Here is a 21,532-nt window from a genome sequence, read left to right on the forward strand (position 1 = left end):
TTCATTATACGAAATAAGATAATTAGCATATACATAGGAAAAAGTCGGTTAGGAGCGATTGATTTGGAGAATATCGAAAATTATAGTGCGGGGAAATTCATCAATATCATTATTTTACTCGTTTTTCTACTCATGCTCGTTTTCGGATCAAATCATACAATAACCGAGAAAGAGGTGCAGACTTCAGGTTGAATGCAAGCCGAGCCGTTTGAGCTTGGCAATAATTAAAACCTACTAATCAAATAAGCATTGACTAATTTAAATTGTCTGATACAATCGAAATTAGTAATCGGAAAGAGAGGCGAGTGGATGCTTACATTCGAGTCATGGGAAAAGAACAGTCAACCAGCTTTTCCTGCAGATTCAGAAACCAAGGGAGCCCTGGAAGTCCTGAAATGGGCCTATCAGACGTATGGAGAGCGATTGGTCTATGCCTGCAGCTTCGGAATAGAAGGAATTGTGCTGATTGAACTGATTTCCAGAATTAAACCCGATGCGCAAATTGTGTTTCTTGACACAGACTATCATTTCAAAGAGACATTGGAAACGATTGAAAAAGTGAAAAAACGTTATCCTTTCCTCCGAACCCAATTGCAAAAACCAGAAATTACGGTGGAAGAACAAACCCGATTATATGGCGAGGATTTATTCAAAACAAATCCGAATAAGTGTTGCGAACTGCGGAAGATCATCCCACTTCAAAAAGCGATTGCCCCTTCCATTGCGTGGATTTCGGGTCTGCGAAGGGAACAATCCGACACTCGGAAAAACACAGAGTATTTGAATCTGGACAACCGATTTCAAAAAGTGAAGGTCTGTCCGCTGATCCACTGGACTTGGAAAGATGTGTGGCGATTCGTTTCCAAACATGATCTTGATTATAATGTGCTTCATGACCAAGGGTATCCGAGTATCGGATGTGCGCCGTGCACGAACCGTGCCTTTTCAGAGGAAGATTTGCGATCTGGACGATGGAGCGGCTCTGGTAAAACCGAGTGTGGCCTTCATACGAGTTAATTTTTTAGCTTTAAACCAAGTAATTTTATGTGTATTATAAACTATTATTGGAGGATGATGTTATGACTACGATTTCAGCCCATGGGGGACAGTTGATCAACCGGTACCAACCTGCGCAGGATATTAGCGCTGTTGAAAAGAGCCTTGAAATTGACGCGATGGCGTTAAGCGATTTGGAACTGATCGCTATCGGTGCATACAGCCCGCTGACGGGATTTTTGTCCGAGGCGAATTATAACAAGGTCGTCCACAATATGAGACTGGCCGATGGTACGGTGTGGAGCTTGCCGATCACTCTTCCTGTACAGGATGCATCTGCATTTTCTGTAGGGGATACGGTTTTATTGACCCACGGTGGATCGACGTATGGCACTTTGACGATTACGGATATCTTCGAACCGGATCAGGAAACCGAGGCGCAAAACGTCTACAAGACAACGGACCGGGCTCATCCGGGCGTTGCGAAAGTGGTAGAGCGGGGTTCCATTTACTTGGGGGGACCGATTACGTTGATCAAGCGGATTGAGCAAACTCGTTTCACGGACTTCTATTTTGATCCCGCGGACACGAGACAGCTTTTTGCGGAAAAAGGCTGGAAGCGGATTGTCGGTTTCCAAACGCGCAATCCGGTCCATCGTGCTCATGAATACATCCAGAAAACGGCGTTAGAGATTGTCGACGCGTTATTGTTGAACCCGCTCGTCGGTGAGACGAAATCGGATGATATTCCGGCAGACGTGCGTATGGAAAGTTATCAAGTATTGCTGCGCGATTATTATCCAAAAGATCGTGTCCAACTCGCCGTATTCCCGGCTGCCATGCGCTATGCGGGGCCAAGGGAAGCCATTTTCCACGCTATCGTCCGGAAAAATTATGGCTGCACGCACTTCATTGTAGGGCGCGATCATGCCGGAGTAGGAAATTATTATGGCACATATGAAGCGCAGGAAATCTTTTCGAATTTCACGGCAGAGGAAATTGGCATTGCGCTATTATTCTTCGAACATAGTTTTTATTGCAAGGCGTGCGGCAATATGGCGACGCCGAAGACTTGCCCGCATTCAAGTGAGGAGCATGTCATCCTGTCCGGAACGAAAGTGCGGGAGATGCTGAAGAATGGGCAAGTGCCGCCTCCAGAGTTCAGTAGAAAAGAAGTGGTGGAAGTATTAATCAATGGATTGCGGGAAAAAGAACCTGTCAGCTAAGGAGGAACAGAGATGTCCAACAATATCGTATGGCATGAACAATCATTGTCGAAAGAGGAAAGACGACATAAGAATCAGCATCATAGCGCGGTGTTCTACTTCACTGGCTTATCGGGTTCCGGCAAATCGACCATTGCTAATGCAGCTGCCCGACGCCTCTTTGACCTGGGCGTCAAAGTGTATGTCCTTGACGGAGACAATGTACGGCATGGGTTGAATAAAGACCTCGGTTTTTCGGATGAAGCGCGGAAAGAGAATATCCGCCGGATCGGGGAAGTGTCAAAGTTGTTCATCGACAGCGGGCAAGTCGTGTTCACGGCGTTCATTTCCCCGTTCCAGGAAGACCGGGATACGGTGCGGGCTTTGTTGGAGGAAGATGAATTCGTCGAAGTGTATATCAGTTCTCCGTTAGAAGTATGTGAAGAACGAGATCCAAAAGGATTGTATAAAAAAGCGCGGGCGGGTGAAATTCCTGGGTTCACCGGGATTTCCTCTCCGTACGAAGCGCCTGTCAATCCGGAAATCACGCTTCATACAGATAGCCATTCCGTGGAAGAGTGCGTCGATCAGCTCGTGGCTTATATAAAAGATCGAAACTGGCTGTAACGAAAGGAGGGACCCCGGATGGGCAAAATATGGCTTGTCGGAGCAGGACCTGGTGATCCGGATTTATTGACAATCAAAGGGATGAAAGCCATTCAGCAAGCGGATGTCATTTTGTATGACCGTTTGGTGAATGAAGAGCTGTTGAATTACGCGAAACGGGAAGCGGAACTCATATTTTGCGGGAAGCTTCCCGATCACCACTACGTCCAACAGGACTCCATCAATTTCCTGTTAGTCAAATACGCCAAAGAAGGGAAAAATGTCGTCCGTCTGAAAGGCGGGGATCCCTTTGTGTTCGGGCGGGGTGGCGAAGAAGCGTCATTTGCGGTCCGGCATCAAGTCGAATTTGAAGTGGTTCCGGGCATTACGTCCGGGATCGCTGCCCCTGCGTATGCAGGCATTCCTGTTACGCACCGGGAATACAGTGCCTCTTTTGCGATCGTGACCGGCCACCGGAAAGCAGGTGCAGAGGAAGAGGAGAAGTGGGCTGCGCTTGCGAAAGGAATCGATACGCTGGCCATTTATATGGGGGTGAAAAACTTGCCGTATATCCAAGAACAATTATTGAAACATGGCAAGCCACCCACAACCCCCGTCGCCCTCATACATTGGGGAACGACTTCTAACCAGCGGACGGTGACGGGCGACTTGGCAGAGATTGTAGAAGTTGCCCTACGGGAAGGTGTGACCAATCCGAGCATGATTGTCATCGGGGAAGTCGTCCGGCTGCGAGATGAACTACAATGGTTTGCGGAACAGGCGGATTCACAGGGTGCTTTACAAGGAGCGGCACAATGAAGGCCGTATTATATATTTGCCATGGCAGTCGGGTGAAGGCCGGTCAGACGGCTGCTTTGGATTTTATTGAAAAAACGATGTTGACCGTCGATGCGCCGATCCAGGAAGCCTGTTTCCTGGAGCTGGCGGAACCATCGATTGGGCAAGGGATTGCCCGTTGTATCGAGCAAGGGGCTACGGAAATCATTGCAGTACCTGTGCTTTTATTGCATGCGGGTCATGCCAAATATGATATTCCGCAAGCGTTGGAGCAAGCGATCGCTCCATACCCGGGCATCCCTCTTTATTACGGGGAGCCGTTCGGGGTCCATCCGCAGCTCGTGGAGGTATTGGTGGATCGGATGGTGGAAACCGCCGGGGGCATCCCGGATGATGCTTCTGTTCTCATCGTCGGTCGGGGAAGCAGTGATCCGATCGTCCAGGATTATTTTACGGAGATCCTACGTCTATTCAAGAAAAGGACCGGGTTGTCTGAAGTAGAAATCGGTTTTTTAGCCGCTTGCGGACCTTCTTTTGAAGATGCGTTGGATGGCATCCTCCAGAGGGGAACGAAACAAGTTTTCATTTTGCCTTATTTGCTGTTTACTGGTATTTTAATGAAGAGTATGGAGCGGACTGTGAAGCAGCTAGCTACTGATTCCACCGTCTCGCTTTGCTCTCCGCTCGGCTACGATCCGCTCATTAGCGGGATACTTCGGCAGCGGGTGGAAGAGGCAACTTGGAAAGGAGTCGGTTTGAATGTTTCCAATCATGGTCGACGTGTCGTCTGAAAAAGTAGTCATCGTCGGTGGGGGAGTCATCGCGTACCATAAGGTTGAAAATCTATTGCGTTTCCATATTACGCCGCATGTGGTGAGCCCGGAGTTTCATCCTTCCTTTGACAAGCTGGTCAAGGAAGGAAAGGTCATTCTACATAAAAAAGAAGCCGAGTGGTCCGATGTACAAGACGCGTTTCTGCTGATCCTTGTAACGAATGACGAAGCGGTGAACGACCGGCTGGCAGCTCAAGCGAAAGCAGCAGGTAAGCTCGTCGTCCATGCCTCCAACCCAGCGCTTGGGAATGCACAAGTCCCGGCAGTCGCCTTGCGGGGGAAGCTGGTCTTGAGCGTGTCCACAAGTGGAGCAAGCCCGACATTGGCCAAGCAGATCCGGAATGAGTTAGCTGACGTCTATGATGAACGCTACGAAGCTTATCTTGATTTTTTGCATGACATCCGCCAATTTGTTAAAGAGCATGCGGAGAGCCGTGCGGATCGGCAGAAGTGGCTGAAGAGAGCGGTTGAACCGATTTACCTGGAGCAGCCTGAGGAAAGGGAACGCTTTCGTCGGGAGCTTGCCGAAGAGTTTCAAGCTGTAAAATAAATAGAAATCCCCTCCAAATCGCTGATGGCGATGGAGGGGATTTTATTTTGCTCGATATGAAGCATAACGTTAGATCGTTAGGTCATTCATTACATTCGACTTATTAATCACGAAAAGATGAATCTTATGTAAAAATCTAAATTATTGACTGAATTATTAGTATACTGGAGAGGGAGAGAGGGGGATGGAATGAAGGTAAATATCGATCTGAATCCAAAATATGATGAAACCTCTGTGACGATCCATGCGAAGGAGTGGACGAGAGAGCTTGAAGAACTGGTAAAGAAATTGGATTATCAAGCACCCAAACGGATTATTGGTGTGGAAGGGGATAAGTCAATTTTGCTTTCACCCAGTGACATTGAATATATATTTGCTGAAAATCGTAAAGTGTTTGCTTCGACCAACAAGCAATCCATTGAGCTGACGATGAAACTATATGAAGCTGAAGAGTTATTAGAGAGTCATGGATTTTGTCGTTTATCTAAATCGGCACTTGGAAATCTGGACAAAATTGCCTATTTTGAATTAGCTTTCAATGGCAACCTCTGTGTGTATTTTCATTCTGGCAGTAAAGAGTATGTCTCCCGAAAGTATGTTCATGAGGTAAAAAGAAAACTAATTTTAGGAGTTGAAGATCATGATCGTTGAAGTGGCCAGAAGAAGTTTGATTGGCTTGGGATATACGGCTATTATCACGTTTTCTATACTAACAGCCATGATGTTTCAGGATGTTCAAGTCCCGATTTCCGAAATATGGAGAAATACGCTAGGCGGTATGGCAATGGGGATTTACTTTGGCGGTGCTTCTCTTATTTTTGAAATTGAAGAATGGAGCCCTTTGAAAAAGACTGCTTTTCACTATCTCATATCCATTATCATTTGGTTACCTCTCGGCATCTGGATGGGCTGGTTACCGCTTCAATTGGTCCCGATACTGATTGGAATTGGAACTTTCAGCGTTGTTTATCTACTATTTTGGTATGGATCCTATTTGTATTTTAAACGGATGGAAAATGAAATGAATCATTCAGTAAAAAAATAAAAAGGTAGATCTGGAAAATAACGATACGGTAAAATGCAAATTACTTCATCGTTACAGAAGAAAGGTCCCAAATTCCATTTAGAGCCTATGAATGTTTCCAAAGTAAAAAAGTGACTAGCGTTTATACATCTGTATAAGTGCCAGTCACTATTTCACATCTTATCTAAATCGGAAAATGAAAAATCAGGACATAATTTAAAAACATACTATTCTTCATTTGTCTTTTCTTCCGGCCTTTCATTCCTAACCTGGTCCATTAAATAATTAACGAAGGCATCGTCCCGTACAAGCCAGGCTTCATAGTTTCTTTTCAGGAAACTTTCTCCTTTCTCAAAACTTGTAAAGGTCTGTTCTAAATTTTTATTATTTTGTTCAATCGCCCAGTTTTGATCGTTTACAGGATAGAGAAAAAAGAGTTCTTCCATCCGATTTTTGTACAGCGTGCCGAAAGAAGAACGTTTCAAGTTATACCGGTTCCGTCTCGCATCTTCCCGTAAGGGCTCCAAGTGAAACGTGTTGACCACAAACTGTTGATAGGCCTCATTAGTTAAAGAGCAACCAGACGCTTTGGCGTGCCCCCCTCCACCAAATTGTCCTGCCACTTCAGATACATCAACATGATCATGGATCGTTCGAAAGCTTACTCGTTTTCCGCCCATATTTAGGATCGCGATATAATCGAGATGCGGATACTCTTTTCCAAGTTCATTGCCCAGCTCTGAATGGTAAGATTCTGCATACACGATGCCGGCAAACTGGTCGCCCGTTTGCGTCTGGACGAGTTCTCTTCTTTTCCGGCGAATATAGCGTTCGATTTTATTCTCTTCCATATCGAGTATTTTCTTTTCAAATTCATCAAAGTGAAAATGTTCGTTGAAATGAAGCCGACTAATCATTTTTTCTTCAAATTCTTCAATGGTAAGGAGGAAAAAGAGGGCATTGAGCCGCTGCGCATGGTGATTGTCATTTTTCTCCCATTCCCATGTATCATACTGCCTTACGAGCTCGACAAATTCATCAAAGGCCTCGGATCGTTCCAAGAATGAATGTGTAACTAGATAATCATAGAACAAGGAAGTCGCTGAAGTTAATCTTCCTTCCTCATCCTCGACCACGACATGTCCCCACTCGTACTCATTGAAGTGCAGAGCCGTTTTATGGTGATCCAGCAGTTGCACCTTTCCACCAGCTTGAAAAAACGCCTCCAGTCGTTTCTCATTTGCCTCACTTACCGACAAATCCGTAATGAATAAAAAAGTATCCCGATCTTCATTCTCTAAAAACCATTCCACTTCCCGATCCAGACCGGAAACGGAATTGTAGCGCACTTTGACTTCCTTTCCAAAGGCCAGCTTCGCTAAAATACCGCACCCAACCCCATCCAAATCATTATGGGACAACAATTTGTACATATCCTTCACTCCTCGAAAAACAGTATAGTCCAATTGCGTAGGTGACAGTCCTCATACGAGCAAAAAACCAACACGTTAGCGGAATCAACCGCCTGCATTGTTGGTTTTATGACATATATAATGTAAACGAATGATTTGCACTCGGTGAGTCCAGTTGCTTGGAGTGGAAGGCGGCGACTCCAGCGAAGGCCGTCACGAAGAACGGCCTTTGTGCCAAAAAGCGCAGCGTTTGGCAACAGGAAGATGCCTTAATTTCTGCAAAATGCGCAGAAATACGGCCAATCGAACCCTACGCTGTTCGATTGGCTGAAGCCGTGCCCGCGGAAAGCGTCCGCCTGCTCCTGTCGCTGCGCTTTCGTCGCAAACGAAATTTGGAACGGAAAGCAACGGTTTGTTTGTGATGTCCCTTTGTTTAGTTCATTTTATATAGATGGATTTACAAGATCTTCTCCAAGAAGTCTTTTGCGCGTTTACTTTTCGGAGATGAAAAGAAGTCGGCAGGGGGAGCATCTTCCACTAATTGACCGTCGTCCAAAAAGAGGACGCGATCCGCGGCTTCCCGTGCAAAGCCCATTTCATGGGTGACGATAGCCATCGTCATACCGGATTGTGCGAGTGATTTGATGACTTCCAGTACTTCCTTTACCATTTCAGGGTCTAGGGCAGATGTCGGTTCGTCGAATAACATCATCTCAGGTGACATCGCCAACGCTCTTGCAATGGCTACCCGTTGCTTCTGGCCGCCGGATAACCGTCCGGGGGAAGCTTGTTCTTTTTCCGCCAATCCTACTTTTAGAAGCAGTTCACGTCCGATGTCTTCGGCTTCTTTTTTCGATATGCCTTTTACAGTTATCGGTGCGTACGTAATATTATCCAAAACCGTTTTATGGGGAAAGAGATTGAACTGCTGAAAAACCATGCCAACCCGTTCCCGTACTTTTGAAATATTCGTTTTTGGATTTGTAACTTCATCGTCACCAATCCAAATTTGTCCGCTTGTCGGCGTTTCCAGTAAGTTGATGCAGCGTAAAAACGTCGACTTTCCGGATCCGGAAGGGCCGATAATGGCAATCGTTTCCCCTTTTTTCATCGTCGTTGAAATGCCTTTCAATACTTCGGTTTTTCCGAAAGATTTATGGAGGTCTTGAATTTTAATCACTTCTACTCATCCTCTTTTCAATCAGTTTTCCGAGCATCGTCAGCACAACGACCATAATATAATAAACGAATCCCGCAAATAACAATGATTCAAAATAACGATAGGTGTTACCGCCGACGATATAGGATCGGCGCATAATATCCATGATTCCGATCACTGTGACAATTGCCGATTCTTTCGTCAAGGTAATAAACTCATTGACCAAAGCCGGCAATATATTTTTCACGGCTTGCGGTAAAATGATATCTTTCATCATTTTGCTATAAGGGATGCCAAGGGCCATGGATGCTTCTTGTTGTCCTCGATCAACGGCCAAAATCCCGGCACGGATAATTTCCGAAATATAGGCCCCGGAATTAAGGCCGAATGCTAAAATGGCCGCAATATATGCTTCGACTTGAATACCGAGTAATTGGGGGACCCCATAATAGATGATTAATAGCTGTAAAATTAACGGGGTTCCACGGAAAATCGATGTATAGATATCTGCCAACCAGGTGAGTACTTTCACTTTTCCAATCTTACAGATTGCTAATAAAGTCCCCAGGAAAAAACCGATTAAGGCAGCGACACCGACGATTTTTAAGGTAACCCCGATTCCTTGTAAAATATAAGGAATCGAGGACGTAATTTGGGTAAAGTCCAAGCTCATAAGTCTTTATCCCTCTCTCTACGGATTGAAATTATTGGTCAAACCACTTACTGATCAAATCGTCCACTTTACCCGACTCTTTTAGTTCTTTTAAGGCTTCGTTGAATTCAGGTGTCAGCTCGCTATCTTTTTGGAAAGCGATGGATAATTGCAATTTATGTTCTTCTGGCAGTTCGAAACTGGTAAGGTCCTCATTTGCACCTAAGTAGCCACTTGAAACGACATTTTGGAGAACGATTGCATCCAAATGTCCAGATTTGATTTCCTGAACGAGGTCTGGAACACGATCCCGTGTTTCAACTGAGTAGCCGTACTGATCTTGCAGTGCTAGTGCACCCTTTTCTTGGATTGTTGCAGTTTGTGCTCCGACTTTCTTGCCTTTTAAATCTTCGGCAGTTTTAAATCCGCTGTCCTTTTTAAAAATGACTAAGTTTGTCGCTGTAAAATAAGGTTCTGTAAAATCAACAACTTGTTGCCGTTTTTCGTCGTTGCCATCCATCCCTGCAATGACAAAATCGATGCTTTTCGCTTGTAGAGCCGGAATGAGTCCGTTGAAATCCATGTCTTGGATATCCAACTCATAGCCAAGTTCATCTGCAAGCATTTTCGCCAAATCAATGTCAAAACCGATAATTTCATCACTTTTCGCAGTGTCAACATATTCGAAAGGAGGGTAGTCCGCGGACGTTGCGACTTTGAGCACTTTTTTCGCTTCTGTTCCTGAACTGTCATCGCCATTCGAATTTTCACCATTTGTTTCGTTATTCGTGCCGCAAGCTGCTAGCACACTCATCACAAGGACAAGCAGTAGGGTAATACCTGACCATTTTTTCATATTCATTCGCTCCCAATCTTTTTTGATTTTTATTGTCAGTCGTGATGTGCAAAAGCATTCATCGATTTCCAAACTCTTGTAAGGCTTCATCCAAAAACGCTAACCCTTTGTCAATCTGCTCTTTTGTGACCGTGAGAGGCGGAATCATCCGAATTACTTCGCCGGAATTCCCACAAAGGTAGAAGAGTACGCCTTTTTCCAAGCATAGATCGAGGACTTCCATGACAGCATTCCCGTCCGGTTCCCCTGTTTCGGGATCACAGAGTTCAATGCCAAGCATCAGTCCGACACCTCGGATATCCTTGATGACCGGATATTTAGCTTTTATCTCAAGCAGGCGTTCCTTCGCATAAGCACCCATCTTCGTGGCATTATCCAATAAGTTTTCCTCTTTCATCACTTCGAGTGAAGCGAGGGCGGCGGAGCAGGCGATCGGATTTCCTCCAAATGTTGTCCCGTGAGAGCCAAGCGGCCATTGGTCCATCAGTTCTTTCGAAGCGACAGTCGCACTCAGTGGAAGTCCGGCGGCAATCCCTTTCGCAATCGCCATGATGTCCGGTTTCACATCGAATGTCTGCGCAGCAAACCAATTGCCCGTGCGGCCGAATCCGGTTTGGACTTCATCAAAAATAAGAAGGATACCGTGTCGATCGCAAATTTCTCGGATTTTTTTCAGCCATGTTTTAGGCGGAATGATATAGCCGCCTTCACCGAGGACCGGCTCGATAATCATACAGGCGACTTCTTCTGGATCCACTTGATGGTTGAACAGTTTTTTGACGTCCTGTTCCAGTTTCTCCGGGAAGAAAATATCCGGATCCGCACCCTCCGGAAGATATTCCGGCATCGCGTAAGGTAGCTGATAAGCGAGCCACGAAGGTTGTAAATGTTTACGATATTTACTTTTGGACGTCGTCACACTCAATGCGCCGATGGAACGTCCATGGAAACAACCGGTAAACGAAACGACATAAGGACGCTTTGTTGTGTACTTCGCCAGTTTTAAGGCACCCTCAATGGCTTCGGTCCCGCTATTCGCGAAAAAGAAATTATCAAGCCCGGACGGTAAAACGTTTTGCAGCTCAGCTGCCAGCTTTAAAATGGATTCGTAAATGATGACACCCGATGGACCGTGAATTAGATGGTCTGCACTGTCCTTGATCGCTTGGACGACTTTCGGATGGCGATGACCGACATTTTCGACTGCAATGCCTGATGTAAAATCCAAATATCGCTTGCCGTCCACGCCGTAGTAGTAACAGCCTTCTGCCTTGACGACGGGGAGGTTCGGGTGGTCTTTCGCCATGCTCGGGGCAAGGAAATTGCCGATATGGTCCACCATATGATGCCAATCTTGTTGTGAATCTACTTTTTGTTGCATCCTGCATTCTCCTATTCAATATGGAAATATTTTTTTAATTTACGAACGACAGAAGGTTGACTGATGCCGAGAGCTTTTGCAATCTCCGTTGTCGTTCGATAGCGCAGCTGCGCCTCCCGTAGCACTTTCATTTCCACAGATTCTAACAGATGGGGCAACGATTGGCCCTCGAGTTGAAACCGCGATAAGTCTTTCTCGGTTTCCTTGCGATACTCCGGTGGCAAGTCTTGGACGGTGATGACCGTGGATGGGCTTTGGACCACAAGCCGTTCCATGACATTGATCAGTTCTCCGTGATTCCCGGGCCAATCGAGATGACATAAGTGAAAATAGACATCGTCTGATAGTTTTTTCACCGTTCGATAGGCTGTTGAAAATTTCTCAAGATACGTGGTGATCAACACACGGACATCTTCTTCTCGTTCCCGAAGCGGCTGTAACTGAATCGGAACAATGTTGAGCAAATAGTACAAATCTTGATGAAATGCCTTCTCGGAAACAGCTTCTGCCAATATGGTTTCGGAAGAGCTGATCAGTCGCACATCGAGTGGAAGGGACATCTTCGCTCCCACAGGTGTATATTTCCGCTCTTTCAAGATTTGCGACAACTTTGATTGTAGATGGAGGGGAAGTTTGTCTACACCTTTTAAAAAGAGCGTCCCTCCATAGGCAAGCGTCAACAATCCTGTTTCCGTTTGTTCGAATTCGCTGCCGAATAGTTCCCGTTCAAACATCGCTTCAGGCATCGTTTCAAAGTCAATTTCGATGAAAGGACCATTTTTTCGGCCGCTTTCCTTATGGATGACTTTTGCCATCGTTGACTTTCCCGTTCCTTGTTCGCCGCAAATGACGATCGACACATCGAGAGGGGCCGCATTCCGGGCCGTTTCGTAAGCGACCCGCGTCGACCTGCTTTCAATCGTCAGCCCGTCAATTGACAGTTTTTCTTTTCGGAGCAAAGAAAGTTCCCCTTTTGCCAGCAACATTTCCTGTTCCAGTTCCTTCATATAATCATGGATGACAAGGAGTTCGGATAGTTCATACGAATAGCTAAGGACAAACTCGACTTCTCCCGCTTCATTATAGAAAGGCATGCCTGTAATCAGCACTTTTTGACCGGTTGTCGTCGTTTGGATAACGACCACCTTCTTTTTCTGCTGAAGAACGAGTGGTGTGATGGCCGGAGAAAAGATCCCTCTTTTCTCCAGGTCATATACGGACTTCCCAAGCAGTTCCTCGGCGTTGATGTCATAATGCCGACCACTAATATGCGACGCCTTTACGATATAACCTGCGGCATTCGTCACGATGATATCCTCTTCGTATGTATCAATAATTTCTTCTTTTGAATTTGGATGTAAGAAAAAGCCTGTCATTGAATCACCTCCCAAACGCTTTTATTCAAAATTGAATTATTATTTGAAGTTAAATAAAGGATACTAGGTTTTCTGAAGATTTATGATTCTCGAAGGGATAATTTGCTGAATCAATGATATGAATGAGTATAACATGTATATTCATACATGTATAGGTATTTATATGTGAATAATGACGAATCTTGAAAAACCTGAAAAGGGGAATTCCTCGGGAAGGAAGTGGGGAAGCCATTACCCGGTAAATCAAGTCCTGGCAATGAAAATTCCAGTGAGCAAAAGATACACTGAAACAGTAGTATTGAAAGAAATCAAAGAGTACCTGCAAACAAGTGGTTTGCAGGTACCCATTTTTTAATCAATTTGAGTTGAGGCAAGTTATAAACTCAATGACTGCATTGGTCTGACTTAATCATGGAAATTTGTTCCTGATGTCACTTCTTTCACATAACCGGTTCGGATGACGAAGTCGCCGAAATGCTCCTTTTCCTCCCGCTCTTTTGCATAGTGGGTGAGGATCGGCTGCAACTCTTTCAGTATTTCTTCTTCTCCGATGTTTTCCCGATATATTTTGCTGAGTCGATTACCGGAAAATCCGCCGCCTAAATACAGATTATATTTTCCCGGACCTTTTCCAATGAAACCGATCTCCGCCAACGCAGGACGTGCGCAGCTATTCGGGCAACCGGTCATCCGGATGGTAATCTCTTCATCCCGCAGGCCGGTTTCATCCAGTAACACTTCCAGCTTATCGATCAGGGAAGGGAGATAGCGTTCCGCTTCTGCCATGGCTAATCCGCAAGTCGGGAAAGCTACGCAGGCCAGTGAATTCCGTCTGAGCGCAGAATGCTGCTTGCCATCCGTCAAATTATATTGCTCGATCAGCTTCGAGATGGCTGCTTTCTTTTGACTTGTCACGCCCGCGATCACTAAGTTCTGATTCGGGCTTAACCGGAAATCACCGGTATGGATCTTCGCGATTTCACGTAACCCCGTCATGAGCGGATAGCCATCAAAATCCTTCACCCGTCCATTCTGGATGAAAAGGGTGTACTGCCATCTGCCATTTGATCCCTTCACCCAGCCATACCGGTCGCCGTTATGGTCGAAGTGATACGCACGCGCTTCCTCCAAGGCCCAGCCCAGTCGCTCCGTCAGCTCGCCAACGAGCCAATCTAGCCCGCGTGCATCAATCGTATATTTAAACCGGGCATATTTCCGGACGGAACGGTTTCCGTAATCCCGCTGGATCGTTATCAGTTTCTCGGCCACTTCCACAACTTGTTCACTGCGGCAAAATCCGATAACTCTAGCCAATTGAGGGTACGTATCCGTATCACCATGGGTCATTCCCATCCCTCCGCCGACCGCGACGTTGAATCCTTGTAGCTTCCCATCTTCTACAACGGCGATCAACCCGATATCTTGGGAAAATACATCCACATCATTCGCGGGGGGTACGGCAATACCGATCTTGAATTTCCGGGGTAAGTAAAGCGCCCCGTACATCGGTTCCACGACTTCGGCTTCTTCTGTACTATCCACGACTTTCTCATCATCCAGCCAAATTTCATGATACGCATTCGTTTTCGGCAGCAGATCATCGCTTAATCGCTGCGCCCATTGATAAACTTCTGTGTGCACATCAGACAAGTCGGGATTTGGACTGCACATAACATTACGGTTGACATCTCCGCACGCTGCCATCGTATCGAGGAGGATTGCATTGATTTCCTGTATATTTTTTTTCATATTCCATTTTAAAATGCCGTGCATTTGAAATGCTTGACGCGTCGTTAATTTCAAAGTTCCATTGCCGTATTTATGAGCCAATTCATCCAATACGAGCCATTGTTTTGCCGTTGCCACACCGGCGGGGGTCCGTACACGTACCATGAATTGGTATGCTGGCTCCAGTTTCTGCCGTTGCCGTTCATTCCGCAAGTCGCGATCGTCTTGCAAATAGCTGCCATGGAATTTCATTAACCGGTTATCGTCATCGGGGATACCCGCACTGATATCATTCTTCATCGTGTCGGCAAGAGTCCCTCGTAAGAAATTGCTTTTTTCTTTAATGGTTTCCACATCACTCGGTGGTCCATCTTGTATATGAATAGGTATCGTTTTAGTCATGGTTTTACATTTTCCCCTTTCAAGTTGGACTTAGTACACATCGCGTTGATAACGTTTTTGCTGTTGTAACTTGGTCAGATAGGCTTCGGCCATTTCCGTGCTCATGCTGCCTTCTTGCTCCAGAATCGAGATCAACGCTGCATGGACGTCCTTCGCCATATGCTGTTCGTCTCCGCAAATATAGAGGACCGCACCTTCTTCTATCCATTGATAGAGCTCATGGCTATGGGCCTGCATCCGATGTTGGACATAGACTTTCTCATCCGTATCCCGGGAGAACGCCACATCCAGATTTGTTAAGACGCCTTCTTTCAACCACCGTTGCCATTCGGTTTGATACAGGAAGTCTGTCACGTAATGTTGATCGCCGAAAAACAGCCATGACTTTCCGGCAGCGCCGGTTTCCTCCCGTTCTTCCATGAACGACCGGAATGGGGCGACTCCTGTACCTGGGCCAATCATGATGATCGGTGTATCCGGGTTTTCAGGAAGCTTGAAATTCGGGTTTTTATGGATATAGACGGGCAATGTACTTCCCGGTTCCGCCCGTTCCGCCAACTGAACCGAGCATACTCCGTTCCGATTGCGTCCGTGAGACTCATAGCGGACAACGCCAACTGTCACATGCACTTCTTCCGGATTGGCTTGCAGACTACTGGCAATCGAATACAGTCGGGGTGGCAGTTTGCGTAAAAGTTGGGTGAATTCGTTGGCCGAAGCATTCCAAGGCCCGAAATCACGTAAGACATCGAGCAGGTCCCGTCCTTCCAGATAATTTCTCAACTCTCTGACGTTTTCCGGTTTCAATAAATTTTGCAAACTGTCCGAAGCGGTAAATTGTGCTGCCTGTTCCAAAAGCGGCTTGGTCAGAACGGTAATTTCATAGTGGTTAAGCAGTGCTTCCCGTAGAGAGCGGCGTTCACCTTGCTTATTGATTGGGATGGATTCGTTCGGATTCCATCCGGCTTCTTGGATCATGGCTTCGACCAATTGCACATCGTTTTCCGGATAAATGCCTAAACTGTCGCCTGGTTCATATTCTAATCCCGATCCTTCCAGGGATATTTCCAAATGACGTGTCTCTTTATTGGAACCGCGGCCGTTCAAATTGATGTTTTCGTAAACTTCCGCTTGGAAAGGACGGGTCCGTGAATAGGTGGATTGGCCAGAATCGGCAGAAATGGCAATGGATAAATCTTGTGGTGAACGGACAGAGGTCCCTGTGATTTCGTTTAAAGCGCCTATTACATTTTCAAACCATTCGGCGGCCGGTTCATCATAGTCCAAATCGCAATCCACACGGGGGGCCAGTCGGGTAGCACCCAATTCCTCCAGCCGGCTATCAAACTCCTTGCCAGTTTGGCAGAAAAATTCATACGAGCTGTCTCCCAATGAAAGGACGGAATAGCGCAACTGCTCCAGTTTTGGAGCCCGTTTGCCATGCAGAAATTCATGGAATTGAATGGCGGTGTCCGGTGGATCGCCTTCCCCTTGTGTACTGACGACAAGGAGCAAATGTTCCAGTTTTTTCAGCGCATTTGGTTTGAAGTCGTTCATGGAAGTGAGTGTCACATTAAACTCTTGCTCTTTTAGTTTGTGTGATAGTTCCTCGGCAATCCCTTGGCTATTGCCAGTCTGGGATCCGAAGAGGACTGTAACTTCCTTCACAGCGACAATCTGTTCCACCTTGGCTTCCGGCTGCTCCAATACCGCAGTGCCAGTGGATGCCGCAGAACTGTTCAAAGCGGTCAGATACCCGCTTAACCAGAATTGTTGCGCTTCCGTGATGTTTGGGAGAAGACGGTTGAGGAGCTCTACCTGTTCTTCATCGAAAGGACTGTTTTTCACTTGTAATACCAACGGAATCAACCTCACAAATTGTATTTTGATTGCCTGTATGCAAGCGGCCAAATCACCAGTTTCGGGATTGGGAGATGCATAGAGTTAATTGAATTTTATTATTATTAATCCTATTAGTCAAGTAGGTTTTATAAGAATCATAATTTTGTTCTATTTATTGGGTCGTATTCCTACAGTGTAAGAGGCATAGAAAAAGAGGGAGGGAAGATATGATCATCGATGGGGTATTTTCGGGAGGAGGATTGAAGGGCTTTGCATTGGTAGGGGCCGTCCAGGAATTAGAAGAGAAAGGCTACCGTTTTCAGCGCCTTGCTGGAACGAGTGCCGGGGCTATCCTGGCGAGTTTTCTGGCAGCGGGGTATACCGGAAAGGAAATTGAATCGATGCTGACAGAGATGGACTTCCAATCATTGCTGGATCCGCGAAAAACGGTCATTCCTTTGCCGTTTATGAAGTGGATTGCGCTCTATTGGCGGATGGGACTGTATCAGGGCAGAGAATTGGAAATGTGGTTCCTTGAACAGCTTGCCCGAAAAGGGGTTTATACGTTTGCTGACTTGCCGCCCGGTACCTTGAAGTTGGTCGCTTCAGATTTGACGAATGGCAAGCTCCTCGTCTTGCCCGATGATTTGGAGCAGTACGGGATTGACAGCGGAAATTTCTCCATTGCCCGCGCCTTGCGGATGAGTTGCGGAATACCGTATTTTTTTGAACCGATTCGCTTGCAGGCGGAAGGTGAGACGATTGTCGTCGATGGGGGGGTCCTGAGCAATTTTCCGATGTGGATTTTTGATGATGAGGAAGGGGGCAGGGAACGGCCGCTGCTCGGCATTAAGCTGAGCCGGCGGAAAGAGGAGATGCAAGGGAGGACGATCGACAACGCCTTGCATCTATTCGAAGCCCTCTTTTCAGCCATGAAAAATGCCCATGATGAAAAATATATTGACCGTGAGTTGGAAAAAGACGTTGTTTTCATTCCAGTAGATGATATCAGTTCCACGCAATTCGACTTGGATGAAGGGCAGAAGGACAGTCTGCTGGAAACCGGCCGCCTACGCACCCGGCAATTCCTGAATACATGGAACGCCGGCAGCCCGATCCGTGTCATTCGCGGTGGCAAGATCGGATAAGGTGCCAGGCACGGAAACATTCACGTTAGTTCAAACAAACGTGAATGTTTGAACTTTCACGTTTGTTTGGGTGCCTGGCACCAATTTCAAGCGGCGGGCTGGTTTGCTATGGGCTGCCGCTTGAGTGCTTTTTGCAAGCGTGGAATCAAGACCAAGGATAGGATCGTCACGCCGATATCTAACGGTAAATATGCTCCCATCCAAGACCACGCCATGAGATAGCTGAATCCTTCGGGTGCCGCCACCCAGTATTTGAATGCGAAATACATATAATTCGTTCCGATTACGTAGTTGACAAGGATGGCCAACGAGCCGGCACCGATGTAAGTAAACCAATTCATTCTTTCCCGTTCGAAAAACTTTCCGACGATATACGCGACGAAGATAAAGGAGATGACATAGCCGAATGTCGGACTGAAAATGCTCCCAGGTCCTCCTTTGAACTGCGCGAAAATCGGCGCGCCCGCCAAGCCGATGAATAAATAGGCGGCCATCGAAAACGCCCCCAATCTGCTTCCAATCAAGCCGCCTGCCACAATGGCAAACAACAATTGCAGTGTGATCGGCACGCCGCCGATTGTCAATAAAGGTGCCACATTCGCCCCCACTCCCATCAATGCTGCAAATAATGCGCATATGACGATGTCTTTCGTTTTCATTTCTTCCCCTCCCAATTGGTAATTGTAGTTGTACAAAATATATGTTAACATAAATTTTAAATAAGTTAACACATATTTTATAGGAGGTTTTGCGATGGCTGTTTTATTTGTAACAGGAACCGACACCGATGTAGGGAAAACAGTGGTGACTACATTATTGACAAGCTTTCTGGACAAGCATGGGTATTCCAATTTCCCTTTCAAGCCGATTCAATCGGGAGCGGTGGAGCAGGACGGCAGTTGGGTGGCGCCTGATCCGGAAATGTACCGATTGGTCAGGGGGGATATACAGGCCGGTGATGCTTGTCTTTATTTATTGAAAAAGGCATGCTCCCCTCATCTGGCGGCAGATCTGGAAGGGGTGAATATTGATTTTTCATTGATTCGGACAAGAATTGAGGAGTTGGAAACGGCCAATGGCACGGTCATCGTGGAAGGGGCGGGCGGGTTGTTCGTGCCGCTTACGACAGGCGGTTATTGTGTGGTCGATTGGATGGAAGAGCTGGCGGTTCCGGCCATCATTGTGGCAAAAGCCGGAGTCGGAACGATCAATCATACCGTTTTGACGATTGAAGCGTTGCGCAAGCGAAACCTCCCGATTGCAGGGGTTATTTTTAACTTTTTACATAATGAAGAAGAAACAGTTGTGAAAGACAATATGAAAATGGTGCGGCGGTTGGCCGGCGTGCCAATCATCGGCTCTGTGCCATATTGCGAGAATATCCGGGAGGCGCTGGCCGACGTGGAAGAGCGGAAACAGTTCCATGCGGATTGGGATATTGAATTGATTAGGAGGGCGATGAAGAGTGAATCCACAACAACTGCTTGAGAAGAGTAAGAAATATATGTGGCTGCCGTTTACGCAAATGTCGGATTACGAACGAGATCCGTTGATCATTGAAAGCGGCGAGGGGGTCGTTGTGAAAGATATTTTCGGGAATGAATATTTGGACGGTTATTCGTCTCTATGGTTGAATGTCCATGGTCATCGCAAGACAGAAATCGATGAAGCAATTCGGAAGCAACTTGACTCGATCGCCCATTCGACTTTACTTGGCGCGGCTAATGTACCATCCGTTTTGCTTGCTGAACGATTGATCGGCATTGCGCCGGAAGGGTTGACGCGGGTATTTTATTCAGATAGCGGCGCGACGGCGGTAGAAATTGCGGTGAAGATGGCTTATCAATATTGGCAAAACAGAGGGCGGACGGAGAAGACGAAATTTGTGACGTTAAGCAACGGCTACCACGGCGATACGGTCGGGACGATGAGTGTCGGATCTATCGAACTGTATCATAAAGTGTATACATCTTTGCTGTTTGACGCGCTAGTCGTACCATTCCCTGCCGTTAATCGCCATCCTTCGGGCGACGAGCAGACGGTCTGCGAGGAGAGTTTGCGGTCGCTCCGGGATTTATTTGAGAAGCGGCACGGTGAAATTGCGGGAATGACGGTGGAGCCAATTGTACAAGGGGCCGGTGGGATGAACATCATGCCGCGGGGGTATTTAAAAGGGGTCGAAGCCCTCTGTCGTGAATTTGATATTTTATTCATCGTCGACGAAGTGGCGACAGGGTTCGGGCGCACGGGGAAAATGTTCGCTGTCGAACATGAGGGTGTGCGGCCGGATTTGATGACAGTGGCTAAAGGGTTGACTGGCGGGTATTTGCCCGTGGCGGCCACACTTGCGACCGAACGAGTGTATGATGCGTTTTACGGGAAATATGAAGATATGAAAACGTTCTTCCACGGCCATTCCTTTACGGGCAATCAACTCGGCTGCGCTGCGGCACTCGCGAATTTGGATATTTTTGAACGGGAACAGTTGGTGCAGCAAGCGAGTGATAAAGCGAAACTGCTCGCTGAATTGTTGAAAGATCTGCGGGGGCTCGCCCATATCGGCGACATCCGACAGTTCGGCCTCATGTGTGGGATTGAATTGGTACGGGATTGGAAGACGAAAGAGCCGTTTCCGTTCGAATGGCGGGTCGGCTACCGCTCGACATTGAAAATGCGGGAACTCGGCATGCTCACCCGACCGCTCGGTGACGTCGTCGTGTTCATGCCCCCGCTTGCCACAACGGAAGCGCAATTGAGGGAAATGGTACGGATTTTAAAAGAAGGCATCGCCTGGGCAACCACGACATACGCGGAAGGGAGAGTGGGGGTGTAAAGAAGTAGTGAGCGCTGATAACTAGGCGCAAGTGCTGATAAGTTTCTCCAAGCGCTGATAACTAAGTCCAAGTGCTGATAAGTTTCTCCAAGTGCTGATAACTAAGTACAAGCGCTGATAAGTTTCCGCGAGTGCTGATAACTAGGTACAAGCGCTGATAAGTTTCCGCAAGTGCTGATAACTTTGTGAAACCGCTGATATCTCCGCCCAACCGCCGATACCTTTTCCAATCAAAAACAGGCTGTCCCGTTGCATGCGGGACAGCCTGTTTCATTTGGTGGTGATCATATACTCTTTCATCAACGCGTATAAGGGCAGTTCGTATAATTGTTTTCCATGGATTTTAAAGACTCCGTTATCCACTAGCTTTTGAATGATCTCTTCTCGTTTCATATCCATTTTTGTTTCTTCGACATTCATCATGTTGCATATTTCCTCCTTGATGTGCAGGGGAGAGCGGGGTGGGGGGACCCCGATTCATACTTTACCCGAAATGGAGGGGTGCTAAACATGTGAAAAGAAACTTATCTTTATTCAGCGTAAGACTCTTCTGTTCAGCTGGTATTCAAACTGCCGCTGAATAAAGATAAAGCCTCCGACGCACAGGACGTGCTAGTGCCGACAATGCCACAGGACGTGGCGTTTTTGTCGGCCGGCGGATGTCACGGATTTTTAAGGGGAGCTTTTCGAGCGAGCTCGAAAAAATCCGGACGCAATCACGCCAAGGCGTG

Annotated in this window: 22 protein-coding genes; 12 read left to right on the plus strand and 10 right to left on the minus strand. The window is 46.7% G+C overall.

The window, feature by feature from the left end:
- Window positions 1–63: 63 nt before the first annotated feature.
- From MKY41_RS20305 to MKY41_RS20345, 9 genes are all read left to right on the plus strand, one after another.
- Window positions 64–192 (plus strand): hypothetical protein, encoded by a 129-nt coding sequence (locus MKY41_RS20305; protein WP_340746775.1) that lies wholly within the window; start codon window positions 64–66, stop codon window positions 190–192.
- Between the two features lie 117 nt (window positions 193–309).
- On the plus strand, window positions 310–1,017 hold the full coding sequence (locus MKY41_RS20310; protein WP_340746776.1) for a phosphoadenylyl-sulfate reductase: 708 nt from the start codon (window positions 310–312) through the stop codon (window positions 1,015–1,017).
- Between the two features lie 62 nt (window positions 1,018–1,079).
- On the plus strand, window positions 1,080–2,222 hold the full coding sequence (gene sat, locus MKY41_RS20315) for a sulfate adenylyltransferase (protein ID WP_340746777.1): 1,143 nt from the start codon (window positions 1,080–1,082) through the stop codon (window positions 2,220–2,222).
- Between the two features lie 12 nt (window positions 2,223–2,234).
- The gene (gene cysC / locus MKY41_RS20320; protein ID WP_340746778.1) at window positions 2,235–2,828 is read left to right on the plus strand and encodes an adenylyl-sulfate kinase; all 594 of its coding nucleotides are present in this window, start codon (window positions 2,235–2,237) and stop codon (window positions 2,826–2,828) included.
- 18 nt (window positions 2,829–2,846) lie between these two features.
- Window positions 2,847–3,626, plus strand: a complete 780-nt coding sequence (gene cobA, locus MKY41_RS20325; RefSeq protein ID WP_340746779.1) for a uroporphyrinogen-III C-methyltransferase — start codon at window positions 2,847–2,849, stop codon at window positions 3,624–3,626.
- A complete protein-coding gene (locus MKY41_RS20330; RefSeq protein ID WP_340746780.1) occupies window positions 3,623–4,396 on the plus strand; it encodes a sirohydrochlorin chelatase in 774 nt (257 codons plus the stop codon). The genes cobA and MKY41_RS20330 overlap by 4 nt, the downstream gene beginning before the upstream one ends.
- Window positions 4,365–4,988, plus strand: coding sequence for an NAD(P)-dependent oxidoreductase (locus MKY41_RS20335; protein WP_340746781.1), 624 nt, complete (start codon window positions 4,365–4,367; stop codon window positions 4,986–4,988). Before MKY41_RS20330 ends, MKY41_RS20335 begins: the two co-directional genes overlap by 32 nt.
- A gap of 189 nt (window positions 4,989–5,177) precedes the next feature.
- Window positions 5,178–5,639: a LytTR family DNA-binding domain-containing protein gene (locus tag MKY41_RS20340; RefSeq protein ID WP_340746782.1), complete on the plus strand. Its 462-nt coding sequence runs from the start codon at window positions 5,178–5,180 to the stop codon at window positions 5,637–5,639.
- Complete coding sequence (locus MKY41_RS20345) at window positions 5,629–6,033, plus strand: DUF3021 domain-containing protein (RefSeq protein ID WP_340746783.1); 405 nt, start codon at window positions 5,629–5,631, stop codon at window positions 6,031–6,033. The genes MKY41_RS20340 and MKY41_RS20345 overlap by 11 nt, the downstream gene beginning before the upstream one ends.
- A 206-nt stretch (window positions 6,034–6,239) precedes the next feature.
- Here MKY41_RS20345 and MKY41_RS20350 read toward each other — a convergent pair whose 3' ends face one another.
- From MKY41_RS20350 to MKY41_RS20385, 8 genes are all read right to left on the minus strand, one after another.
- Window positions 6,240–7,445 (minus strand): DHH family phosphoesterase, encoded by a 1,206-nt coding sequence (locus tag MKY41_RS20350; RefSeq protein WP_340746784.1) that lies wholly within the window; start codon window positions 7,443–7,445, stop codon window positions 6,240–6,242.
- Between the two features lie 436 nt (window positions 7,446–7,881).
- Window positions 7,882–8,604 carry an amino acid ABC transporter ATP-binding protein gene (locus MKY41_RS20355; RefSeq protein ID WP_340746785.1) on the minus strand — a complete coding sequence of 241 codons (723 nt, stop codon included), beginning with the start codon at window positions 8,602–8,604 and terminating at the stop codon, window positions 7,882–7,884.
- A complete protein-coding gene (locus MKY41_RS20360) occupies window positions 8,597–9,256 on the minus strand; it encodes an amino acid ABC transporter permease (RefSeq protein ID WP_340746786.1) in 660 nt (219 codons plus the stop codon). Before MKY41_RS20360 ends, MKY41_RS20355 begins: the two co-directional genes overlap by 8 nt.
- A gap of 31 nt (window positions 9,257–9,287) precedes the next feature.
- Window positions 9,288–10,091 (minus strand): transporter substrate-binding domain-containing protein, encoded by an 804-nt coding sequence (locus MKY41_RS20365; protein WP_340746787.1) that lies wholly within the window; start codon window positions 10,089–10,091, stop codon window positions 9,288–9,290.
- A gap of 58 nt (window positions 10,092–10,149) precedes the next feature.
- Window positions 10,150–11,472, minus strand: a complete 1,323-nt coding sequence (locus tag MKY41_RS20370; protein ID WP_340746788.1) for an aspartate aminotransferase family protein — start codon at window positions 11,470–11,472, stop codon at window positions 10,150–10,152.
- Window positions 11,473–11,483: 11 nt separating this feature from the next.
- Window positions 11,484–12,848, minus strand: a complete 1,365-nt coding sequence (locus tag MKY41_RS20375) for a sigma 54-interacting transcriptional regulator (RefSeq protein ID WP_340746789.1) — start codon at window positions 12,846–12,848, stop codon at window positions 11,484–11,486.
- A gap of 405 nt (window positions 12,849–13,253) precedes the next feature.
- Window positions 13,254–14,978: an assimilatory sulfite reductase (NADPH) hemoprotein subunit gene (cysI, locus tag MKY41_RS20380; RefSeq protein ID WP_340746790.1), complete on the minus strand. Its 1,725-nt coding sequence runs from the start codon at window positions 14,976–14,978 to the stop codon at window positions 13,254–13,256.
- A gap of 30 nt (window positions 14,979–15,008) precedes the next feature.
- Window positions 15,009–16,838 (minus strand): assimilatory sulfite reductase (NADPH) flavoprotein subunit, encoded by a 1,830-nt coding sequence (locus tag MKY41_RS20385; protein ID WP_340746791.1) that lies wholly within the window; start codon window positions 16,836–16,838, stop codon window positions 15,009–15,011.
- 209 nt (window positions 16,839–17,047) lie between these two features.
- Between MKY41_RS20385 and MKY41_RS20390 the strand changes: the two genes are divergently transcribed.
- Window positions 17,048–17,968, plus strand: coding sequence for a patatin-like phospholipase family protein (locus tag MKY41_RS20390; RefSeq protein ID WP_340746792.1), 921 nt, complete (start codon window positions 17,048–17,050; stop codon window positions 17,966–17,968).
- Between the two features lie 86 nt (window positions 17,969–18,054).
- On the opposite strand, the gene MKY41_RS20395 is transcribed toward MKY41_RS20390, so the two are convergent.
- A complete protein-coding gene (locus tag MKY41_RS20395; protein ID WP_340746793.1) occupies window positions 18,055–18,627 on the minus strand; it encodes a biotin transporter BioY in 573 nt (190 codons plus the stop codon).
- Between the two features lie 94 nt (window positions 18,628–18,721).
- On the opposite strand from MKY41_RS20395, the gene bioD reads away from it, so the two are divergent.
- Window positions 18,722–19,456: a dethiobiotin synthase gene (gene bioD, locus MKY41_RS20400; protein ID WP_340746794.1), complete on the plus strand. Its 735-nt coding sequence runs from the start codon at window positions 18,722–18,724 to the stop codon at window positions 19,454–19,456.
- Between the two features lie 16 nt (window positions 19,457–19,472).
- The gene (gene bioA / locus MKY41_RS20405; RefSeq protein ID WP_340746850.1) at window positions 19,473–20,801 is read left to right on the plus strand and encodes an adenosylmethionine--8-amino-7-oxononanoate transaminase; all 1,329 of its coding nucleotides are present in this window, start codon (window positions 19,473–19,475) and stop codon (window positions 20,799–20,801) included.
- 270 nt (window positions 20,802–21,071) lie between these two features.
- Here bioA and MKY41_RS20410 read toward each other — a convergent pair whose 3' ends face one another.
- On the minus strand, window positions 21,072–21,224 hold the full coding sequence (locus MKY41_RS20410; protein ID WP_340746795.1) for a Fur-regulated basic protein FbpA: 153 nt from the start codon (window positions 21,222–21,224) through the stop codon (window positions 21,072–21,074).
- Window positions 21,225–21,532 lie beyond the last annotated feature (308 nt).

It is taken from the genome of Sporosarcina sp. FSL W7-1349, from assembly GCF_038003045.1.
In the GTDB taxonomy this organism is placed as follows: Bacteria; Bacillota; Bacilli; order Bacillales_A; family Planococcaceae; genus Sporosarcina.

Bases quoted from the DNA above. Each gene is read 5' to 3' on its own strand.
- MKY41_RS20310 (WP_340746776.1), top strand. From the start codon at position 310: ATGCTTACATTCGAGTCATGGGAAAAGAACAGTCAACCAGCTTTTCCT.
- sat (WP_340746777.1), top strand. From the start codon at position 1,080: ATGACTACGATTTCAGCCCATGGGGGACAGTTGATCAACCGGTACCAA.
- cysC (WP_340746778.1), top strand. From the start codon at position 2,235: ATGTCCAACAATATCGTATGGCATGAACAATCATTGTCGAAAGAGGAA.
- cobA (WP_340746779.1), top strand. From the start codon at position 2,847: ATGGGCAAAATATGGCTTGTCGGAGCAGGACCTGGTGATCCGGATTTA.
- MKY41_RS20330 (WP_340746780.1), top strand. From the start codon at position 3,623: ATGAAGGCCGTATTATATATTTGCCATGGCAGTCGGGTGAAGGCCGGT.
- MKY41_RS20335 (WP_340746781.1), top strand. From the start codon at position 4,365: ATGTTTCCAATCATGGTCGACGTGTCGTCTGAAAAAGTAGTCATCGTC.
- MKY41_RS20340 (WP_340746782.1), top strand. From the start codon at position 5,178: ATGAAGGTAAATATCGATCTGAATCCAAAATATGATGAAACCTCTGTG.
- MKY41_RS20345 (WP_340746783.1), top strand. From the start codon at position 5,629: ATGATCGTTGAAGTGGCCAGAAGAAGTTTGATTGGCTTGGGATATACG.
- MKY41_RS20350 (WP_340746784.1), bottom strand. From the start codon at position 7,445: ATGTACAAATTGTTGTCCCATAATGATTTGGATGGGGTTGGGTGCGGT.
- MKY41_RS20360 (WP_340746786.1), bottom strand. From the start codon at position 9,256: ATGAGCTTGGACTTTACCCAAATTACGTCCTCGATTCCTTATATTTTA.
- MKY41_RS20365 (WP_340746787.1), bottom strand. From the start codon at position 10,091: ATGAAAAAATGGTCAGGTATTACCCTACTGCTTGTCCTTGTGATGAGT.
- MKY41_RS20370 (WP_340746788.1), bottom strand. From the start codon at position 11,472: ATGCAACAAAAAGTAGATTCACAACAAGATTGGCATCATATGGTGGAC.
- MKY41_RS20375 (WP_340746789.1), bottom strand. From the start codon at position 12,848: ATGACAGGCTTTTTCTTACATCCAAATTCAAAAGAAGAAATTATTGAT.
- cysI (WP_340746790.1), bottom strand. From the start codon at position 14,978: ATGACTAAAACGATACCTATTCATATACAAGATGGACCACCGAGTGAT.
- MKY41_RS20390 (WP_340746792.1), top strand. From the start codon at position 17,048: ATGATCATCGATGGGGTATTTTCGGGAGGAGGATTGAAGGGCTTTGCA.
- MKY41_RS20395 (WP_340746793.1), bottom strand. From the start codon at position 18,627: ATGAAAACGAAAGACATCGTCATATGCGCATTATTTGCAGCATTGATG.
- bioD (WP_340746794.1), top strand. From the start codon at position 18,722: ATGGCTGTTTTATTTGTAACAGGAACCGACACCGATGTAGGGAAAACA.
- bioA (WP_340746850.1), top strand. From the start codon at position 19,473: ATGTGGCTGCCGTTTACGCAAATGTCGGATTACGAACGAGATCCGTTG.
- MKY41_RS20410 (WP_340746795.1), bottom strand. From the start codon at position 21,224: ATGATGAATGTCGAAGAAACAAAAATGGATATGAAACGAGAAGAGATC.